An 18,891-nucleotide genomic window follows, 5' to 3' on the forward strand; every position below is an offset into this window, starting at 1 on the left:
AGTCAATATTTACGGCGGATTGGGCAATGATACCATTCAGGCATCCAATAAAGATGATTTGCTTGACGGCGGAGAGGGCGACGACAAACTTTACGGCGGCAGTGGTGCGGATACACTGATTGGCGGTGCGGGTAATGATTATTTGTCGGGCGGTTATGGGGGCGATACTTATCTGTTCAACAAAGGACATGGACAAGATACGGTTTATGACCACAGCGGCGGTTATGTGGATAATGACACTGTTCGTTTTGAAGATGTGTTGTTCGATGAAATCTTTTTGGAACGTGTCGGCAATGATTTAACGGTGTTGAATGGTCAAAACGGCGATAAATTAACGGTGCAGAATTCGTTCAGCAGTACATATTACCAAATTGAAACATGGCAGTTTGCCGATAAAACGCTGGAAATGCAGCAGCTGCTGGCAAATGCGCATTGGGTGGCGTAGGTGCGAACAATCCAATAAACGTTAATCAATAAAGGCTGCCTAAAGTTTCAGGCAGCCTTTTTATGTTGGACTGCGGTTCAATGCAGGCTGTGTTGCATAGTGAAAACAAATCAGAAACAGAAATACAGCGAAAATATTTAATTACATTTAATTGTAGAATTGTCTGTACTTTGTGAAAATAATGTAACACAACGCCAAGGAAAAACCAGGAAGTATGATGAAAAAACATGTCAATAAATTAAGCCTACTTGTCATGGCTGCATTGCTTGCTGCCTGTGCTGCGCCGACCCCGACCCATCATCGAACAAATTGGTTTTTGCTGGATGCCAACCGTGCCGATAGGATATTAACGACAGCGGCAGATTACGGATCTCGCGGAAATTGGGAAATTCATCGTGCGGATATAGCGCGCGTAGTCAATGAAAAATGTGCCGAGTGGGGCTACAACGACGGAGCTTCTGCTTTGGGCGATGTTGAAAGTACTTGTATTGGAAAAACATTCGGACGACGCTGTACACGCACCCGTCTGAGCATAAAATATCAATGTATCAAAAAGCCATAAAATTCTTTGGACAGGGTTATTGATATATTGTTTCAGGCAGCCTGTAAAACCATACAGGCTGCCTGAAATTATTTACAGCAGGATAACGTGAAAAACAAACGGCGTTTTTGCGTTTAATTAAACATCTTAATCATTCTTCATCAATGACAGCAGCCGCTTGAAGCCGATTTTTTGCTTGGGGTTTGTTCGAGCAGTGAATCGGCGTTTTTGCCCAAATGCCGCAGCCACATAAAGCCTGCTGCCAAGACTGCCAGCAAGATGCTGATCCACATGCCGGCGTTGCTTGGGTTTTCGCTTAATTTGGCAAATTGGTAGTATAAACCGGCAACGCAGTAACCCAAGCCGGTTGTCCACAGCACCACGAAAACTGCCCAGCGAGTACCTGATTCTTGATAAACGGCGGCAATGGCGGCGGTGCAAGGCGCGTAGAGCAGGATAAACAGCAGGTAGGCAAATGCACCTGCGCTGCCGTCGAAGCGTTCTACCATTGCACCAAAAATACTGTTGCTGATTTCTTGCTCCTCGGCAAAGGCTTCTTGATCCACATCTTCAGCGGCAGACAAGCCCAATGGGTCTGTCCATGCACCCAACGCATCGCTTAAGTTGGCAGGAATGGTGGCAAAGGCTTCTTTAACGGCTTCACCCACGCTGAATTCGCTTTCTTCCTCATCGCCGCTGCCACTGCCCAGCGCGGAATAAGTGGCATTTAATGTACCGATTACGGCTTCTTTTGCCAAAATACCGGTGAAAATACCCACTGAAGCCGGCCAGTTGTCTTCTTGTAAACCCATTGGTTTGAATAAAGGGGTGATGGTGCGGCCAATGGCAGACAATACTGATTTGTCGCTGTCTTCGTTGCCGTAGCTGCCGTCTGTGCCGATGGCATTTAAAAAGGACAAGACCACCACCATCGGTACAATCACGCGTCCGGCTCGGATAATGAATGATTTCAAACGCATCCATGCGTGAATAAAGATGCCGCGCAGGGTGGGCAAGTGGTACGGCGGCAATTCCATGATAAAAGGCGAGGCTTTGCCCTGAAGCAAGGTATTTTTCAGCACCAAACCGGTGATGATGGCTGCCAAAATGCCAATGAGATATAAGCCAAACACCACATTTTGTGCATTATTGGGAAAGAATGCGGCGGCAAACAATACATACACGGGCAGGCGTGCGCCGCATGACATGAACGGTGCCATAGCAATGGTCATCAAGCGGTCGCGGCGGTGTTCCAGCGTGCGTGTTGCCATAATCGCGGGAACGTTACAACCGAAGCCGACAATCAGCGGCACGAAACTTTTTCCGGGCAAACCAACCCAGCGCATAAATCGGTCCATCACAAACGCGGCGCGTGCCATGTAGCCGCTGTCTTCCAGTATTGCCAAAAATAAATACAGAAAACCGATAACGGGGATAAAGGTTGCCACGGTTTGAATACCGCCGCCGATGCCGTTGGCAATCAAGGTGGTGAGCCAAACGGGCGAACCGATGGAATCCAGCCATTGACCTAAGCCGTCCACCAGCAATGCACCGAAAAATTGGTCAAAAAAGTCAATGAATGCGCCGCCGATTCGAATGGTGAACATAAACATCAAATACATCATCAGCAAGAAAATCGGAATACCCAGCACACGGTTTAACACCACGCGGTCAATGCGTCCGGTGAGGTCGGTCATGGCTTTGCCTGAACGCTGCGCGGTTTCGGCGGCAATGGTGTTGGCTAAGGTGTAGCGTGCGTCTGCCACCATAATATCCATGTCGTCGATTAGTTTTTCAGCCAAGACTTCTGCTTGCTGCACCACTTCGGGTGTGGGCGCGAGTTTCATCGCCAAATCATCGCCTTCAAGCAGGCGAACGGTAAGCCAGCGCGGTGCGATGCCTTGTTTTTCTGCCGCTTCAGTCATTTGCGGCTGCAAAGCGGCAATGGCTGATTCCAAGTGCTCGTTGTAGCGCACAACCAATGTGGACGGCTGCGGATTGGCGGCTGCCTGAAGAATGGCTTTTTTCAAGTCGTCAATACCGATTTTAGAAGCCGCCACAATCGGCACCACAGGGCAGCCCAGTTTTGCCGACAGTGCCGCCGCATCAACTTTTATGCCTTTGCTTTCGGCAACATCGTTCATGTTTAATGCCACCAAAAGCGGCACATTCATTTCTGCCAATTGTGTGGTCAAATACAAATTCCGCTCCAAATTGGCGGCATCAATGATGTTAATCACCAAATCGGCTTCTTTGGTGTGGACGTAATCACGCGCGACTTTTTCATCGAGTGAAACTTCTTGATCGGCAACGTCCAGCGAATAAGTACCGGGCAAATCCACCACTTCAAAGGTGTGATCGCCCAAATGATAATGACCGCTCACGCGCTCTACCGTAACGCCCGGCCAGTTGCCCACGCGCTGGCGTGCGCCGGTTAAAGCGTTGAATAAAGTGGTTTTGCCGCTGTTGGGGTTACCGATTAAGCTGATAACGTATTGGCTCATGCTAATTTCTCCACGATTAAGGCGTTGGCTTCGTCTTTGCGTAAAGACAGCGAAAAGCCGCGCACGCTGATTTCCACGGGATCGCCCATCGGGGCAATACGCTGTACCGTAAATTCTGCGCCCGGGGTTAAACCCATGCTCAATAATTTACTGCGGTATGCCTTGCCTGTTTCGGCAAAACCGCTGACTTTCGCGCGGTCTTTGGTTTTTAGTTCGCTTAGTGTTGTCGTCATGTTGAAAAGGCTTCCTGAAAAAACAAGTACAATAAATATCAATGATAATCATTATTAAATTAAGATCAAAAAATAAAGCGGCAATGCCACCTTGTTTTCAATAACGTTTTATTTTTAATTTGTTTTCACGGCTGAACAGATGCCCCAAAATAGTTAATCGTTACACACACACCTTTATTGAGAGCAAAGCGTGGGGCTGTTATTTATTCCGTTATTTACTGTGCAGTGTGTTGCCCAACGGATTGACGCATCGGCACGTTGTGTTACCTCGGCAGCGGCTTATTTTGTGAATGGCTTTGTTGTTCAGCCGTATATGCCGATTTGAGTGGTAAGTATAAATTGCCGCAAAATCAGCAGAAACCTTTATTTGAGCAATGCAAACATGGTTTCAAAAATTAAATAAGCAGGGTACTAAGATGCTTCGCACACCATAATGCGGTTTGCCATGCCGCCGCCGATGGCATAGCGGGTTTCACCACGCCCGATGACCAATGCCGCTCCGTTGCGCTGGCAAATACGGATTTCTGCTCCCGGGTTCACACCGATTTCAGAAATTCGTTTGGCGAAGGCAGAGCTGCCTTTTACGCTGATAACACGCAGTAAGGTGTTTTCAGGCGCAGCCATTAAAGGAAAGGATTGACGCATGGTTTTCACCTTTATTTATTCTATTTCAAATATTCGCCGAAAATGACGTGGGGCAAATATCAATTAAGTAATGATAATAATTCCAGTTTAGCATAAATTTTCGAGCATGATAATTGATTTAATCCACAATTGATTAAAATCAAACCGAATGTGCATTGTGAACCAAGCCGTTTATTCACGATGCGAACCGAAAACCGCAGATTGGGTGCATCAATATTTTGATTTTTAATGAACAGGGCAGGGCTTGGGTATTTTTCAGGCAGCCTGAATTCAGAAAATGCGTGCCGTTGCCAATGGCGCGGGCAATCTGCTTTTTCATATTCAGAAATGGGAATTTATGGTGAGGAGGTTCTTGGCGCGGCTTGTGGTTATTGAACAGAATTCGATTGCCGTGCGCTTTCCAAAATACCGCTTAAAATTGCCGCAATTGTTGTAAGACGCGGCGGCTGTGTATGCCCTCAGGCAGCCTGAAATCCAGTAATAAACGGGTTAAACGCAGGGTTTCTTGGCGTGCTCGGGTGTTGAGATGCAAGGTTTTTTTGCTTAATGACAACAATGTTTCGCCGCAGATGCTGATGCCTTTTTCTGTTGTCGGCACATTGATTTGTGTCAATAAAGCAGGTGCATATTCGGGGCGCATGTAATAGTGTGCATCGGCATCAATTGCCGTGCCGTTTTCATCTTGGGTGATGTCGGGTGCAAACCCCAAATGATGCAAGAGATCCCACTCAAAATAACGCAATGCCGCTGATTCGCCGCCGAGGCAAAGCGCGGACATCACTTGATGCACGGCGTCATAAATCAAAGGGGCGGGGTCTTCGCGGGCAGTAAGTTTCAAAATCAATTCGTTGACATACAAGGCACTGAACAAAGCCCTTGCCTGCGGCGACGGCCAGCCGCCTATCCATTGAGCGCGGTGCAGGGTTTTCAATTCCTGCGTGCCGTACCACGACACCGAAAGCGGAACAAACGGTGTTAATACACCGCGCAATTCACTTTGCCGTTTGCGCGCACTTCTGGCAATCAATACCACGCGCCCGTAATGGCGGGTAAACATTTCAGCCAGCAAGCTGCTTTCGCGCCAAGGTATGGTGCTGAGTAAAAAAGCGGGCTCGTGATTAACGCGGGAGTCTGCGGACATGGGAATCAATGGGCTGATAAACAAACAGGCTGCCTGAAAAGCGATTGGTACAGGGCAGAAAATGAGGCAAACATTTTTATTCTGCCTCTTCTTTGCGGGTTTCTTCGCCTTCACCGATTTCTTCGCCGCGTTCTTCTTTAATATCTCCGGCTTTTGCGGTGTTGCTTTCTGATGCGGATTGGCTGCTGTTGTCTAATATCGGCGGCGGTGCAATCAAGGTGTTTAGTGACAATGCGGCGGCATCAAGCGTGGGATAGCCGCTGAAAGATACTTGGTAGCCGCCGTTAAACGGCTCAATGCGGGCGTGTGCACCCAACGGGAAAGTGGCTTTGTTGGCGATGTGTCCAAATGGAAAGCCGCTCAATATCGGTACATTCGTCACGCGTGAGATGTTTTGAATCACGTGGTGGAATGTATAGCTGCTGTCGTAAATATCGGTGATTGAACCCATGCGGAAGTCCCCCAGTACAATGGCTTGCTGTTTGCGCAATACGCCCGCCAAATGCAAGGTTTGCAGCATGCGTTCGATGCGGTAAGGCTGTTCGCCCACGTCTTCCAAAAACAAAATACCGCCGCTGATGTCGGGAAAATACGGGCTGCCGACCAAAGCCGCCAATACGCTTAAATTACCGCCCCAAAACACGCCTTCGGCACGAACATCACGTGCCTGAATTGCCGATACCGTGATGCTGTTTTGCGGATTGGTGCTGCCTGAAATAAATGCCTGCATGGTGTAAAGCGATGGTACGGGTTTGCTGAATTCACTGTAAAGCATCGGTCCGGCAAAGCTGGGCATATTGCCGCGTGCCAAAAGAGCGAGCTGAATGGCGCAGACATCACTGAAACCGAACAGCAAAGTGCCGTTTTCGCGCATTCGGCTGCCCAAACTTGCCCAATCAATGTGCGGCAATAAGCGCATGGCACCATAACCGCCGCGCACGCCCATCAATACTTTCGGCATGGCTGTACTGCCTGAAGCCACCGCTTGTAAGTCGGCAATGCGTTCGTTGTCATTGCCCGCAAATCGCTGAAAACGGCGGTATGCCGCCGATTCATTGCTGATTACAAATCCTGCATCTTGCAAGCGGCGCAAACCAATCATTAAACGTGCCGGATCAGGCGTGTAGCCGGAAGAGGCAAAAATACGCAGCATGGGGTTTCCTGTTTTTGGGGAGATTGAACGGCGAAAAGACGATAAAGATGATGCTGAGATGCGGCTGATCTTGGGTGCTGGTGTACTGCATGCCTGTAATAACCCCGCACCTGCCAAAACAGCAGAACCTTTCAGGAAGCCGCGGCGGGCAATGGGTGTGGTATTCATCGTCTTCATTTTCCGTGATGATTTGTTTTCAGGCAGCCTGAAAAGAGATTAACGTGTTTTTTTCTGTGTTTTTTTTGCCGTGGGTTTAACTGTTTTTTTTGTTTTACTGTTTGATGCGGCTGCCTTTGTTGTCTTTGCTTTTTTGGGCGGTTTTGGTTGGCTGGTAACAATGGTATTGGGAGGGGCTTTGGGAATTTTGTAGTTGCCTGTGCGGCAAAGCGCAGGAAATTGTTTCCATGCTTCAGACACGGTTGAACCGTTGGCGTATAAACGCACTTCGCTGTTGCGCGGATTCAGTTCCGCTACGTCCATTAAAATACCTTGTTTTTTGGTAAACGGATTAACCAGAAAAACCGTTTGGGCGCGGTCTGTATAGGATTTGACACTAAAGAATTCAGCAGGTAAGCGAAATTGATTTTGTAATTCTTCTTGAAGGCAACGGCCAACTTCTGCTGCCGGTTTATTGATGCGTTCGACAACAACAGGGGCTTCTGTGCGGCGCGGCAAGCGGGTTTCTTCCGGTGTGCGTTTCACTGCGTCATTGGCTTTGCCGCCTGACGCATCTGATTGAACCGGCGGTAAAGCGCAGGCATTCAGTAAAAGGGTTAAAAATACAGTAAACCAAAGGATTAAGGTATTTTTCTTGTTATTGAAATAATTCATTTTTTAAAAGCAATAAGCAGAAAGAGCTTTATAATAACAGCGATGTATTCTTAATTTATTGGCTTTAACCATGCTTTACCCTGACACAACAGCTGTTCACACCATCACACTTGCCTTTACTGGTGCATCGGGTATGGCTTATGGTTTGCGTTTATTGGAATGCTTGCTTGCCGCCGATAAAACGGTTTGGCTTCTGTATTCGTCGGCAGCGCAAACGGTGGCGGCGCAGGAAACCGATTTTGCCTTACTTGCCGACCCTGCGCAATGCCAAAAAATGCTGTGTGCGCATTTTCAGGTGCGCGCCGAGCAATTGCGGGTTTTCGGTAAAAATGAATGGTTTGCACCGCCCGCTTCAGGCAGCCATGTTGCCGATGCCATGGTGATTTGTCCTGCGAGCATGGGCAGTGTGGCGGCAATTGCAGCGGGTATGTCTGATAATTTAATTGAACGCGCCGCTGATGTGTGCATCAAAGAGAAGCGGCTGTTGATTGTGGTGCCGCGCGAAATGCCGTTATCCGCCATTCATCTGGAAAACCTTTTGAAATTGGCGCGTTTGGGTGTGTGTGTTTTGCCGGCTGCCCCGGGCTTTTATCAACGCCCGCAAAGTGTTGCCGATTTGGTGGATTTTGTGGTGGCACGCATTTTGGATCAGTTGCGGATTCCACACAATTTGATGCCGAAATGGGGCGGAAAGTGAACGGGTTATACGAATTTATTCGTTTAATTGCTGCTTTTTTGCAGTGGCTATTGACAATGTTGGGTAAATTGTTTTAATCTGTGCCCTATGAATACGAACGCCTTTTCTTCTTTTGCTTATTGCTACTGGTACCCCACCTCGGTGCGGTACTTTTTTGCGTTTGTGTAACACACTTCAGCAAACCAAGAAAAAGTGAAGCCGCCCCTGAAATTTGAGGTGGCTTTTTTTTATGCCGCATTGATTTGAAAACCGCATAAAACCAACACAATCCCACACGGAGAAGCCGTTATGAGCGCATTACCCAAAGCCTTTTCACAGACCCCAAATGCTGCACCTGTTCGGGAGTTGTGCCGCTGGTATATGCTGGTTAACGGCAACCAGCATCGCCATGATTTGTGTTTGCCCGAATTGGGCTTAGACGCGCCGCTGACCATCAGTGAAGCATTAATCCCGCAAGTGCGCATGGTGGCTGCCTTAATTGCTGCCGAACGGTTGGATTTTCAGACCAAAACGCCTGACATCATTACTGAAGAAGCCGATTGGTTTGCTGCCCGTATCTTGATTTTTGGTGTGCGGGTGTTTCATTTGGACATCACGCTGATGCCCATGCTCAAATGCGCCAATCAGCGAGCCAAAGCCTTTGCCGCCAAACATGGTTTGGCTTTTCAGGCAGCCCAGATGCGCATGAGTTTGCACGCCGCCCGTCCGCAGCAAATGCTGATTATGGAAACCGAAACCACCGCACCGCAAGACTTGGGCGTTGTTGGCAATAGCTTATCCTTGCGCCGCGCTGTTGCCGCGCAGTTTGGCTGCCACACCTTGTTTCGGCAATAAATCCGAACACCAATGCTTTGTTATTGATTTGGGACATATCTTTAAAAACTTTTATTTTGCAGTACCCGTGCGTAAAATGCACAACCTTAGTTGCTGCTTAGGGTAACCAAATCTGTCGCTTAAGATGGGTAATTTCAATTATTGAGTCAGGAAAGTATTGTTTTATGGAATGGACATTTAACTCGTATCACACGTTAATTCTCGCTACCTTGGTTTTACTGCTTGGTAAGGCATTAGTGAACAAAATTAAATTTCTTCGCGATTTTAATATTCCCGACCCGGTAGTGGGTGGTTTGGTGGCAGCGGTTGTTTTATATGGAATTCATTTGGCATTCGGAAATACCTTTTCATTTGACAGCAGCATTCGCAATGCTTTCATGTTGGTTTTCTTTTCTTCTATCGGCTTGAGTGCTGATTTTTCACGTTTGCGTGCCGGCGGCAAACCTTTGGTGGTTTTTTTGGTGCTGGTATCGGTATTTATTTTGGTTCAAAATGTGGTGGGCATTGGTTTGGCAAGTTTATTGGGTTTAGATCCTTTGCTTGGTTTGATAACGGGGTCCATCACTTTAACAGGCGGGCACGGTACTGCGGGTGCTTGGGGTGAAATCTTTGAAAACAAGTACCATATTAACGGTGCGGTTACGCTTGGCATGGCATCAGCCACTTTTGGCTTGGTTGCCGGCGGTTTAATCGGCGGTCCGGTAGCAAGACGGTTGATTCAGAAACATTTGAAAATGAAAAACCTCAATGCACCGCAGCACATTGATGATGAGCAAAGCAGGGTTTATCAATTTGAAGGACCGGAGCAAACCCGCCTCATAACCGCCACTTCCGCGGTGGAAACCATGGCACTTTTTGCCGCTTGTTTGAGTTTTGCCCACATTATGACAGGCGTGTTTAAAGGGGCAGTCTTTGAATTACCGACATTTGTGTGGGCATTGTTCGGCGGTGTGGTTTTGCGCAATGTGTTGGTGAATGCCTTTAATGTGAAAATGTTTGACCGTGCCATTGACGTTTTTGGTAATGCTTCTTTGTCTTTATTTCTTGCCATGGCGTTTTTATCTTTGAAGTTGTGGGAATTGGCGGGTTTGGCAGGACCGGTGCTGATTATTTTGGCGGTGCAAACCGTGGTAATGATACTGTATGCGTCGTATGTTACTTTCCGTTTAATGGGCAAAGACTATGATGCGGCGATTTTGGCTGCTGGTCATTGCGGCTTTGGTATGGGGGCAACACCCACTGCCATTGCCAATATGCAGGTGGTTACCGAAAAATTTGGTCCTTCGCACAAAGCGTTTTTAATTGTTCCTATGGTGGGTGCATTTTTTATTGATTTGGTTAATGCAGCGGTATTGCAATTTTTTGCCAGTTTGTCGTTTTTGCATTAAATATGGGTTGTAATGGCTTGTGTGTCTGTGTTGAAAACAAAATATGTTTTGATGATGCAGAAGCACATGGTGCAGTGAGTAAAGAGAAATGTTGATGTGGTTTATCAAATAAGCCACAGTCTTCATTTTATCCAAGTTACCTGACCAGAGGAATTTTATGCGATTGGGCGTGTGGATTTTACCGATATTGGCATTGCTGGAATTGACATCTATTATTCTGGCAGCCGATTGGATTGGCGCAGGCTGGACGTTCTTACTGATTGCGGCGGATATTGTCTTGGGCAGTTTGATGCTGCGTCATTTGGGCATGTCGGCTCTGCTGATGGCGGGTTCGGTGATTAAGTCGCCGAGAAATGTGTCGATTTATCAAATGCTTTGGCCGATTCGTTTTGTGGCGGCGGCTTTATTGCTGGTTAGCCCCGGCTTTTTTTCTGATTTGGTGGCAATTGGTTTGATGTTGCCGTTTAAGGGCAAGCCCTTGCCTGATGTTACGGGCAATGGCTATTCACCGCAATATCAAAGTGATGACATTATTGATGCCGAATACACCGTTGAACCTGTGCCGAATACCACTGAAACCCTGCCGCCAAATAAAGAATAAAAGCCATGATCAGTTTTTCTGAATATCAGCAACAAGTCCGGCAAGGTTACACCCATATTCCGCTGGTGCAGGAATTACTGGCGGATTTGGATACGCCGCTGTCCATTTATTTGAAACTTGCCAACAAACCGTATAGTTATCTATTGGAATCCGTGGTTGGCGGTGAACGTTTCGGGCGTTATTCATTTATCGGTTTACCGTGTGATACTTATTTGAAAGTATTCGGTGAGCGCACCGATGTTTACCGCAATCATGTTTTGACGGAAAGCCACAACGGCAATCCTCTGCCGTTCATTGAGCGTTTTCAGGCAGCCTTTAATACACCGGAAATTCCCAATTTACCGCGGTTTACCGGCGGTTTGGTTGGCTATTTCGGCTACGAAACCATTTATCATTTTGAAGAAATTGCCCACCGTTTAAAGCAAGCCGACAAGCCCGACAGCATCGGTTCGCCCGATATGTTGTTGATGTTGTCCTTGGAATTGGCGGTGGTGGACAATCTTTCGGGTAAAATTTACTTGATTGTTTATGCGGATACCGCACTGAACGACGGCTATCAACTGGCGCGTGAACGGCTGGAAGAATTGCGTACTGCTTTGCGCCAAAGTGTGCGCCTGCCCTTATCGCTGGGCAGCCGTCAAACCGATGCCGAATGTGAAACCGGAGAAGCTGTTTTTAAAAACTATGTGCGTCGAATCCGCCAATATATTTTAGACGGTGATTGCATGCAGGTTGTTCCCAGCCAGCGCATCAAACTGCCGTTTTCCGACAATCCGCTCAGCCTTTACCGCGCTTTGCGGACACTGAATCCCTCGCCTTATTTGTTTTACTACCATTTTGATGATTTTTTTGTGGTGGGTTCATCGCCTGAAATTTTGGTGCGGCGCGAGCAAAACCGCGTAACCGTTCGCCCGATTGCCGGCACGCGTTTGCGCGGCAAAACACCTGAACAAGATGCCGCCTTGGCACAAGAATTATTGAGTGATGAAAAAGAAATTGCCGAACATGTCATGCTGATTGATTTGGGGCGCAACGATGTCGGGCGCGTCAGCAAAGTCGGTCAAGTAAAAGTAACCGACAAAATGGTGATTGAGCGTTATTCTCATGTGATGCACATTGTTTCCAATGTGGAAGGTGAACTCAAAGACAACATCAGCAATATGGATATTCTTGCCGCCGCTTTTCCGGCAGGAACGCTTTCAGGCGCGCCCAAAATCCGCGCCATGGAAATTATTGAGGAGCTGGAGCCGCTTCGGCGCGGGGTTTACGGCGGCGCAGCGGGCTATTTGGGTTTTAACGGCGATATGGATTTGTGCATCGCCATTCGTACCGCCGTGATTAAAAACAACACATTGTATGTACAAAGCGGCGCGGGTATTGTTGCCGATTCCAACGAAGAGTCCGAATGGCAGGAAACCCAAAATAAAGCCCGCGCCGTATTGCGTGCCGCACAAATGGTGCAAGCGGGCTTGGATAAATAGTTTTCAGCCGGACTGAAGCCGAAATAAAACGCGTTGTAAATGCCGCGCCGTTTATCATCAATTGCTTTTTTGACAAATGGCGGAAGCCAATTAAGAACCGTCCAGCAACAAATTTATGTCGTGTGCCAATTGCGCGGCGGTTTGACCATAAGGTTCATAAACCGCCGCTTTGCCGTTTTGGTCAATTAAATAAGTGCCCGCGCTGTGATCCACCAAATATTGATTCGGTATATCGGAGGGAACTTTACTCGACACAATGCGGTATTGCTGCTTCACCTGTGCCAAAGCCGCGCCGTCATCGGGTTTTACGGTTAAGCCGATAAAATCGGGATAGAATGCGGGGGCATATTGCGCCAAGAGCTGCGGTGTGTCGCGGTCGGGATCTACCGAAATAAACAATACTTGCACATCTTTGGCGCGTTCGCCCAGCTGTTTTAATGCGTCGGCATATATCAGCAGATTGGCGGGACAAACATCGGGGCAATGGGTGTAGCCAAATGACAAAGCCACCACTTTTCCTTGAAAATCATGCAGGCTGACGGGTTTATTGTCGGGTCCCAAAAGGGTGAAATCGCCGCCGATGTGGTCGGCACGAATATCGCTACCTGAAAAGCCGGTTTGTGTACTTGCTGATGCTTGTGTGGGCGCAGAAGCAGCGGTGCTATTCTGTTCTGCCGAGCCGCCGCAGGCGGTTAATGCAGCGGTGAGTAAAGCACAGGCACACCACAGTGCCGTTATTGGTTTCATGGATTTCCTTCCTAATATGTGTGTTGGTCAAACTTGTATTTTAAAGTGAAATACAGAGCCGTGTAATGAAGCTGATATAATGAGACGGTTGTGTATCTTTTGTTCGTCGTTTTCTTGGCAGCTTTTGGTGCTTTTTTCGCTGATTAAATTTGCTTTAAACCACTGGGGCACGTCTTATCAGCGAAAAAATCCCTCAAAGTCAGATCAAAACAACACACAAAAAAGATATTCAACTATTCCATAATACACCGATTATTTCTGATGTGATTTCTCAAAATGCAAGAACATTATCAACCTTCATTGATTGAACCTGCCGCACAACAACGCTGGCAGCAACACCGCCTTTTCAATGCACCAAACGGCGGCGATAAACCCAAATATTATTGTTTGTCGATGTTTCCTTATCCGTCGGGCAAATTACACATGGGACATGTGCGCAATTACACCATTGGCGACGTGTTGAGCCGTTATAAATTATTGAACGGTTTTAATGTGATGCAGCCGATGGGTTGGGACGCATTCGGGCTGCCCGCCGAAAACGCGGCAATGAAAAATAAGGTTGCACCGGCGGCGTGGACGTATGACAACATCGCCTACATGAAAAAGCAGCTGCAAAGTTTGGGCTTTGCCATTGATTGGGAACGGGAAATTGCCACCTGCACCCCTGAATATTACCGCTGGGAACAATGGCTGTTTACGCGTTTATTCAAAAAAGGCTTGATTTATAAAAAAAACGGTGCGGTGAATTGGGACCCGGTGGATCAAACCGTGTTGGCGAATGAACAAGTGGTGGACGGGCGCGGCTGGCGTTCGGGCGCGGTTGTGGAAAAGCGCGAAATCCCGATGTATTACTTTCGTATCACCGATTATGCCGAAGAATTGCTGCATGATTTAGACGAACTGGAACACTGGCCGGAACAAGTCAAAACCATGCAGCGCAATTGGATAGGCAAATCACGCGGCATGACTGTGCGCTTTGCGCTGACTGCCGACAGCAAACTCGGGCTGCCTGAAAGCGCGGCGGATTATGTGCAGGTTTATACCACCCGCCCCGATACTTTAATGGGTGCAACCTATCTGGCGGTTGCTGCCGAACACCCGCTGGCAGAAGCGGCGGCGAAAGACAATCCGGCATTGCAAGCCTTTATTGCCGAATGCAAAGCGGGCTCGGTTGCCGAAGCCGATATGGCAACCATGGAGAAAAAAGGCATGGCGAGTAATCGTTTTGCGGTGAACCCGCTCAACGGTGAAATTTTGCCTGTTTGGATTGCCAATTACGTATTGTGGGGTTACGGCGACGGTGCGGTTATGGCAGTGCCGGCACACGATGAGCGTGATTTTGAATTTGCGCAAAAATACCATTTACCGATTAAGCAAGTGATTGTGTCTGCCGATACCGCCAATGTGTTTGATACCGCCGCATGGCAAACATGGTATGCCGATAAAGAGAATACCCATTGTATCAACAGCGGTATTTTGGACGGCTTGGATTTTCAGGCAGCCTTTGACACTGTGGGCGATGTATTGCAAAGCAAAAATGCAGGCGCACCGAAAACCCAATACCGTTTGCGCGATTGGGGTATTTCGCGGCAACGTTATTGGGGCTGCCCCATTCCCGTGATTCATTGTGCGGATTGCGGTGATGTAACTGTTCCCGAAGACCAATTACCGGTGCGGCTGCCTGAAAATGTTATACCTGACGGCGCAGGTTCGCCTTTGGCAAAAATGCCCGAGTTTTACGAAACGGTTTGCCCTTGCTGCGGTAAATCGGCTCGGCGTGAAACCGATACCATGGATACTTTCGTAGAATCCAGCTGGTATTTCGCCCGCTATGCCTCGCCGCAGTGCAATACGGGCATGGTGGACAAAGCCGCGGCAGATTATTGGCTGAATGTTGATCAATACATCGGCGGCATTGAACACGCCATTTTGCACTTGCTTTATGCCCGTTTTTTCACCAAGCTGATGCGCGATGAAGGTTTATTGAATGTGAATGAACCGTTTGCACGGCTGCTGACTCAAGGCATGGTGGTGTGTGAAACCTATTACCGTGATGCCGCCAACGGCAGCAAAGAGTGGATTGCGCCGCAAGATGTGGAATTATTGCGTGATGAAAAAGGCCGCCCGCTTTCTGCTGTGCTGAAAAGCGATGGTTTGCCTGTGCAGATTGGCGGCATTGAAAAAATGTCCAAATCCAAAAACAACGGCGTTGATCCGCAGGCGATTATTGATGCCTACGGTGCGGATACTGCCCGTTTGTTCATGATGTTTGCTTCGCCGCCGGAACAATCATTGGAATGGTCTGATGCGGGTGTGGACGGTGCGCACCGCTTCTTGCGCCGCCTGTGGCGCACGGTGTATGAATACCGCCAAAGCGGCGATGCAGTGCAAGCCTTTTCAGGTAGCCAAGAATCATTGTCTGCCGAACTGAAAGCCTTGCGTTTGAAATTACACCAAACCATCGCCAAAGTATCCGATGATTACGGCCGCCGCCAGCAGTTCAATACCGCCATTGCAGCGGTAATGGAATTGTTAAACCAATACGACAAAACCCCGTGCCAAGATGAAACGGGCAGAGCCGTTGCTCAAGAAGTGTTGGAAGCCGCTTTGCGCTTATTGTGGCCGATTGCGCCGCACATCAGCGAAACCCTGTGGCAGGAAATTCATCCGCAAACGGCTTTGTGGGAAGCCGCTTGGCCTGTGGTCGATAACGCGGCTTTGGTGCAAGATGAAATCACGCTGATGGTGCAAGTGAACGGCAAATTGCGCGGCTCGATTACCGTTGCCGCTGATGCTGAATCGTCGGCCATTGAAGCGGCGGCATTGGCAGAAAAGGGCGCGCAAAGATTTATTGACGGAAAAATACCGAAAAAAATCATTGTGGTAAAAGGGCGGTTGGTGAATATTGTGGTGTAACCCAAACGCAAAATCGATTAACGGTTTCACAAAAAAAGACACGGGTTTCGTGTCTTTTTTATTTTGATTGCTGATGAGCGTTATGGGTTGGCAGCGTTTGCGGCAGGCGGCATGGTTTTCAGCACAATCAGTTTATGGGTTAAATAGCGCAGTAATAAACCATATGCCGGCAGGAAAAACAGGGCAGAAATGGTGATTTTAAAGGCGTAATCCAATAAAGCGATTTGCGGCCAATGCTGTGCCATAAACGGGTCTTGACTCATAAAAAATGCCACCGAGAAAAACACTAAAGTATCCAAAGCACTGCCCAACAGCGTGGAAGCCGCAGGAGCAACCCACCAGTTTTTTAATTGGCGCAAGCGGTTAAATACAGTAATGTCAAGCAGCTGCCCGAATACATAAGCAACAAAGCTGGCTAAAGCAATTCGGGCAACAAAACCATTGAATTGGGCTAATGCCCCCGCGCCCACCCAGCCGCCGTCTTGAAACAACACCGATACCAAATACGACACAATCAGCGCGGGCAGCATCGCCCAAAAAATAATCCGCCGCGCCGGTTCACGCCCAAAAATGCGCACAGTTAAATCGGTGGTTAAAAACACAAACGGAAAAGTAAATGCACCCCATGTGTTGTGTAAACCAAAAACGGTAAACGGAAATTGCACCAAATAATTACTGGCGGCAATCACCACGATGTGCCAGAAAACAAGCCATTTAATGGCTTTGTGCTGTTGTTCAATGGTTAATTCGTACATAAAGTATTGTCTCTTGGATTCAATAAAAACCTGAAAATATCAATGGTTTTTTTGGTTTCTTAAATGTTGTTTTGTGAGTGGCGTAAAAAATCATTGCAGTAAGATACAGGGCTTAGCCATTTGCTTTTCAATATTTTGATGCTGAATAAGCGTGCTGTATCGAATACAAAACTTGCCATGATGCTGGTTTTATTTTTCAGGCTGCCTGAAAAATAACGCTTGCTTTTTGGTATTAAACAAACTTAATCACGTTCGCGCAGAGAAAAACGGCGCAATCGTTCGGCAGCCATATCGGCATAAGGCGTTTCAGGCAGCCCATAGTTGGCATAGGGGTGAATGGCAATACCGCCGCGCGGCGTGAATTCACCATACACCTCGATGTATTTTGGCTGCATCAGTGCGATTAAATCTTTCATGATGATATTGACACAATCTTCATGAAAATCACCGTGATTGCGAAAGCTGAAGAGATACAGTTTTAAAGATTTGCTTTCTACCATTTTGTTTTGCGGCAGATAGGCAATATAAATCGAAGCAAAATCCGGCTGTCCGGTAATCGGGCAGATGCTGGTGAATTCAGGGCAGATAAATTTAACGAAATAATCGTTGTCAGGGTGTTTATTGGTGAATGTTTCCAGTATGTGCGGCGCGTATTGAAAAGCATAATTTGTTTGCGCACCGCCCAAGAGGGTAACACCGTCCAATTCTTCGGCGTGTCTCATTGAGGGTTTCCTAGTTTTTTATTGTGGGCGGGTTTACGAACCACAGTGAGGCGGCATTGTAGCGAACAACAGGCTGCCTGAAAAGTTTCAGACAGCCTTAAAACAGATAAATGCTCTGTTATTGCCAATAATCTTTCAGCCACGGCGCAGGCAGTACCTTGCGATACCACTTGCCGCCGCCGCCTGCAATAGCATCGGGCGGATTCACTTCGCCGTGAAACACAATTATTTTACCGTGTGTCGGTTTTTGCGGTGCTTGCCACCATGAAAACGGCGGTTTTTTCAGCACTTGGTATTTGTAGCTCAAACACCAATCTGCTTGCCAATAGCTTAATTGGTGAAACTCGCGCACATACCACGACAAAAATGCTTGCTCATGCCGAAACCGCGTGCGAATTTCATCGAAATGATTGCGGAAATAGTCCAATAATTGCGGAAATGCGCCGATTTGAAAGCGATACACCGAACTGTTGCCCACCATGCGCCACGGTTTTTTCCAATCGCGAATAATCCACACTTCATCATCGCGGTTGGCAGGCTGAGTAAAGAAACCGTCGATATTGTCGATAATCACAATATCAATGTCCAAAAATAAAGCCGTGCCGTGTAAGCCGTATAAATCGCGGCTGAATGTAGTGAGTTTTTTCCAGCCGCGTTCGGGCAAGCCGTTGGGCAGAGTCAGTTCGGGAATCGGGTAACACTGCACCGCTGGGTCTATGCCCTCGCTATTGTCGGTGAGGCATATCATGGTAAACGGTAAAGACAGATTGCGCTGCACCATGCGATAAAGGCGATTGACATACTCCGCCCCGTATTTATCGCCCCATTTCATGCACAAGATGTAATTGTGTTGCGTCATGCTCAGGCTACCTGAAAAGCGTGTGGAAATGATGGGTAGTATAGCACGACGGGCAGTGGTTGCTTGGGCGGGAAGTGATTACAACAGGGCAATCGCATGAAAAATTTTCTCTCACCATTTTAATCAATTAAGCCATAGTGTATTATTTTCCATAAATTATTCTCATCAGAAAGAAACTCATCATAGAAAAAACAGATAATTTGTTGGATTTATTGGTAAAAATTAAAGATCCACGCGGAAAACACAAAATTGCTTACTCGTTGCCTGCCATTTTAACCATTGCCATATGTGCCTCGTTGGCAGGGGCGGATACTTTTGTTGAGATGGAGCAATGGGCAAAAGAAAAAATTGAATGGTTTCAGAAGTTAATTCCTTCTTTACCCTGCATTCCCTCACAC

General features: G+C 47.6%; 21 protein-coding genes and 1 riboswitch. Of the genes, 10 read left to right on the forward strand and 11 right to left on the reverse strand.

The window, feature by feature from the left end; translation table 11 throughout:
- Both Q384_RS08245 and yecR read left to right on the forward strand, forming a co-directional pair.
- Positions 1-445: calcium-binding protein (locus Q384_RS08245; protein WP_281174523.1), on the forward strand; the 445-nt coding region annotated here is incomplete at its 5' end.
- Between the two features lie 253 nt (positions 446-698).
- On the forward strand, positions 699-1,007 hold the full coding sequence (gene yecR / locus Q384_RS08250) for a YecR family lipoprotein (protein ID WP_169740849.1): 309 nt from the start codon (positions 699-701) through the stop codon (positions 1,005-1,007).
- Positions 1,008-1,147: 140 nt separating this feature from the next.
- On the opposite strand, the gene feoB is transcribed toward yecR, so the two are convergent.
- Positions 1,148-3,490 (reverse strand): Fe(2+) transporter permease subunit FeoB, encoded by a 2,343-nt coding sequence (gene feoB, locus Q384_RS08255; protein ID WP_037587133.1) that lies wholly within the window; start codon positions 3,488-3,490, stop codon positions 1,148-1,150.
- Entirely contained in the window at positions 3,487-3,723 is a 237-nt protein-coding gene (locus Q384_RS08260) for a FeoA family protein (protein WP_037587134.1), read from the reverse strand. Before Q384_RS08260 ends, feoB begins: the two co-directional genes overlap by 4 nt.
- A 190-nt stretch (positions 3,724-3,913) precedes the next feature.
- On the opposite strand from Q384_RS08260, the gene Q384_RS14345 reads away from it, so the two are divergent.
- Positions 3,914-4,048: a hypothetical protein gene (locus Q384_RS14345; protein WP_281174525.1), complete on the forward strand. Its 135-nt coding sequence runs from the start codon at positions 3,914-3,916 to the stop codon at positions 4,046-4,048.
- 86 nt (positions 4,049-4,134) lie between these two features.
- On the opposite strand, the gene Q384_RS08265 is transcribed toward Q384_RS14345, so the two are convergent.
- From Q384_RS08265 to Q384_RS12700, 5 genes are all read right to left on the reverse strand, one after another.
- Positions 4,135-4,368 carry a FeoA family protein gene (locus tag Q384_RS08265; RefSeq protein ID WP_037587135.1) on the reverse strand — a complete coding sequence of 78 codons (234 nt, stop codon included), beginning with the start codon at positions 4,366-4,368 and terminating at the stop codon, positions 4,135-4,137.
- A gap of 175 nt (positions 4,369-4,543) precedes the next feature.
- Complete coding sequence (locus Q384_RS13335; protein WP_156956509.1) at positions 4,544-4,687, reverse strand: hypothetical protein; 144 nt, start codon at positions 4,685-4,687, stop codon at positions 4,544-4,546.
- 93 nt (positions 4,688-4,780) lie between these two features.
- The gene (gene recO / locus Q384_RS08270) at positions 4,781-5,509 is read right to left on the reverse strand and encodes a DNA repair protein RecO (RefSeq protein ID WP_037587136.1); all 729 of its coding nucleotides are present in this window, start codon (positions 5,507-5,509) and stop codon (positions 4,781-4,783) included.
- 76 nt (positions 5,510-5,585) lie between these two features.
- Positions 5,586-6,830 carry an LD-carboxypeptidase gene (locus tag Q384_RS08275; protein ID WP_084224445.1) on the reverse strand — a complete coding sequence of 415 codons (1,245 nt, stop codon included), beginning with the start codon at positions 6,828-6,830 and terminating at the stop codon, positions 5,586-5,588.
- Between the two features lie 48 nt (positions 6,831-6,878).
- Complete coding sequence (locus Q384_RS12700; protein WP_051940756.1) at positions 6,879-7,493, reverse strand: hypothetical protein; 615 nt, start codon at positions 7,491-7,493, stop codon at positions 6,879-6,881.
- Positions 7,494-7,563: 70 nt separating this feature from the next.
- On the opposite strand from Q384_RS12700, the gene Q384_RS08285 reads away from it, so the two are divergent.
- From Q384_RS08285 to trpE, 5 genes are all read left to right on the forward strand, one after another.
- Positions 7,564-8,190 carry a flavin prenyltransferase UbiX gene (locus tag Q384_RS08285; RefSeq protein ID WP_037587137.1) on the forward strand — a complete coding sequence of 209 codons (627 nt, stop codon included), beginning with the start codon at positions 7,564-7,566 and terminating at the stop codon, positions 8,188-8,190.
- 288 nt (positions 8,191-8,478) lie between these two features.
- Positions 8,479-9,024: a hypothetical protein gene (locus Q384_RS08290; protein WP_037587138.1), complete on the forward strand. Its 546-nt coding sequence runs from the start codon at positions 8,479-8,481 to the stop codon at positions 9,022-9,024.
- Positions 9,025-9,188: 164 nt separating this feature from the next.
- Positions 9,189-10,412: a sodium/glutamate symporter gene (gene gltS / locus Q384_RS08295; RefSeq protein WP_037587140.1), complete on the forward strand. Its 1,224-nt coding sequence runs from the start codon at positions 9,189-9,191 to the stop codon at positions 10,410-10,412.
- 157 nt (positions 10,413-10,569) lie between these two features.
- Complete coding sequence (locus Q384_RS08300; RefSeq protein ID WP_037587141.1) at positions 10,570-11,013, forward strand: FxsA family protein; 444 nt, start codon at positions 10,570-10,572, stop codon at positions 11,011-11,013.
- 5 nt (positions 11,014-11,018) lie between these two features.
- Entirely contained in the window at positions 11,019-12,494 is a 1,476-nt protein-coding gene (trpE, locus tag Q384_RS08305; protein ID WP_037587142.1) for an anthranilate synthase component I, read from the forward strand.
- A 90-nt stretch (positions 12,495-12,584) separates the two neighbouring features.
- Here trpE and Q384_RS08310 read toward each other — a convergent pair whose 3' ends face one another.
- Complete coding sequence (locus Q384_RS08310; protein WP_037587143.1) at positions 12,585-13,241, reverse strand: SCO family protein; 657 nt, start codon at positions 13,239-13,241, stop codon at positions 12,585-12,587.
- A 276-nt stretch (positions 13,242-13,517) separates the two neighbouring features.
- Here Q384_RS08310 and leuS point away from each other — a divergent pair, with 276 nt between their 5' ends.
- Positions 13,518-16,157 (forward strand): leucine--tRNA ligase, encoded by a 2,640-nt coding sequence (gene leuS / locus Q384_RS08315; protein WP_037587144.1) that lies wholly within the window; start codon positions 13,518-13,520, stop codon positions 16,155-16,157.
- An 80-nt stretch (positions 16,158-16,237) separates the two neighbouring features.
- On the opposite strand, the gene Q384_RS08320 is transcribed toward leuS, so the two are convergent.
- From Q384_RS08320 to Q384_RS08330, 3 genes are all read right to left on the reverse strand, one after another.
- Positions 16,238-16,912, reverse strand: coding sequence for a 7-cyano-7-deazaguanine/7-aminomethyl-7-deazaguanine transporter (locus Q384_RS08320; RefSeq protein ID WP_037587145.1), 675 nt, complete (start codon positions 16,910-16,912; stop codon positions 16,238-16,240).
- A 242-nt stretch (positions 16,913-17,154) separates the two neighbouring features.
- Positions 17,155-17,634, reverse strand: coding sequence for a preQ(1) synthase (queF, locus tag Q384_RS08325; RefSeq protein WP_037587146.1), 480 nt, complete (start codon positions 17,632-17,634; stop codon positions 17,155-17,157).
- Between the two features lie 4 nt (positions 17,635-17,638).
- Positions 17,639-17,684, reverse strand: a riboswitch (PreQ1 riboswitch).
- Positions 17,685-17,752: 68 nt separating this feature from the next.
- Positions 17,753-18,493, reverse strand: a complete 741-nt coding sequence (locus tag Q384_RS08330; protein WP_037587147.1) for a hypothetical protein — start codon at positions 18,491-18,493, stop codon at positions 17,753-17,755.
- A gap of 203 nt (positions 18,494-18,696) precedes the next feature.
- Here Q384_RS08330 and Q384_RS08335 point away from each other — a divergent pair.
- Positions 18,697-18,891 (forward strand): transposase family protein (locus tag Q384_RS08335; protein ID WP_169740850.1); only part of this gene is annotated, 195 nt, incomplete at its 3' end.

It is taken from the genome of Stenoxybacter acetivorans DSM 19021, from assembly GCF_000745895.1.
GTDB classification, from domain to species: domain Bacteria; phylum Pseudomonadota; class Gammaproteobacteria; order Burkholderiales; family Neisseriaceae; genus Stenoxybacter; species Stenoxybacter acetivorans.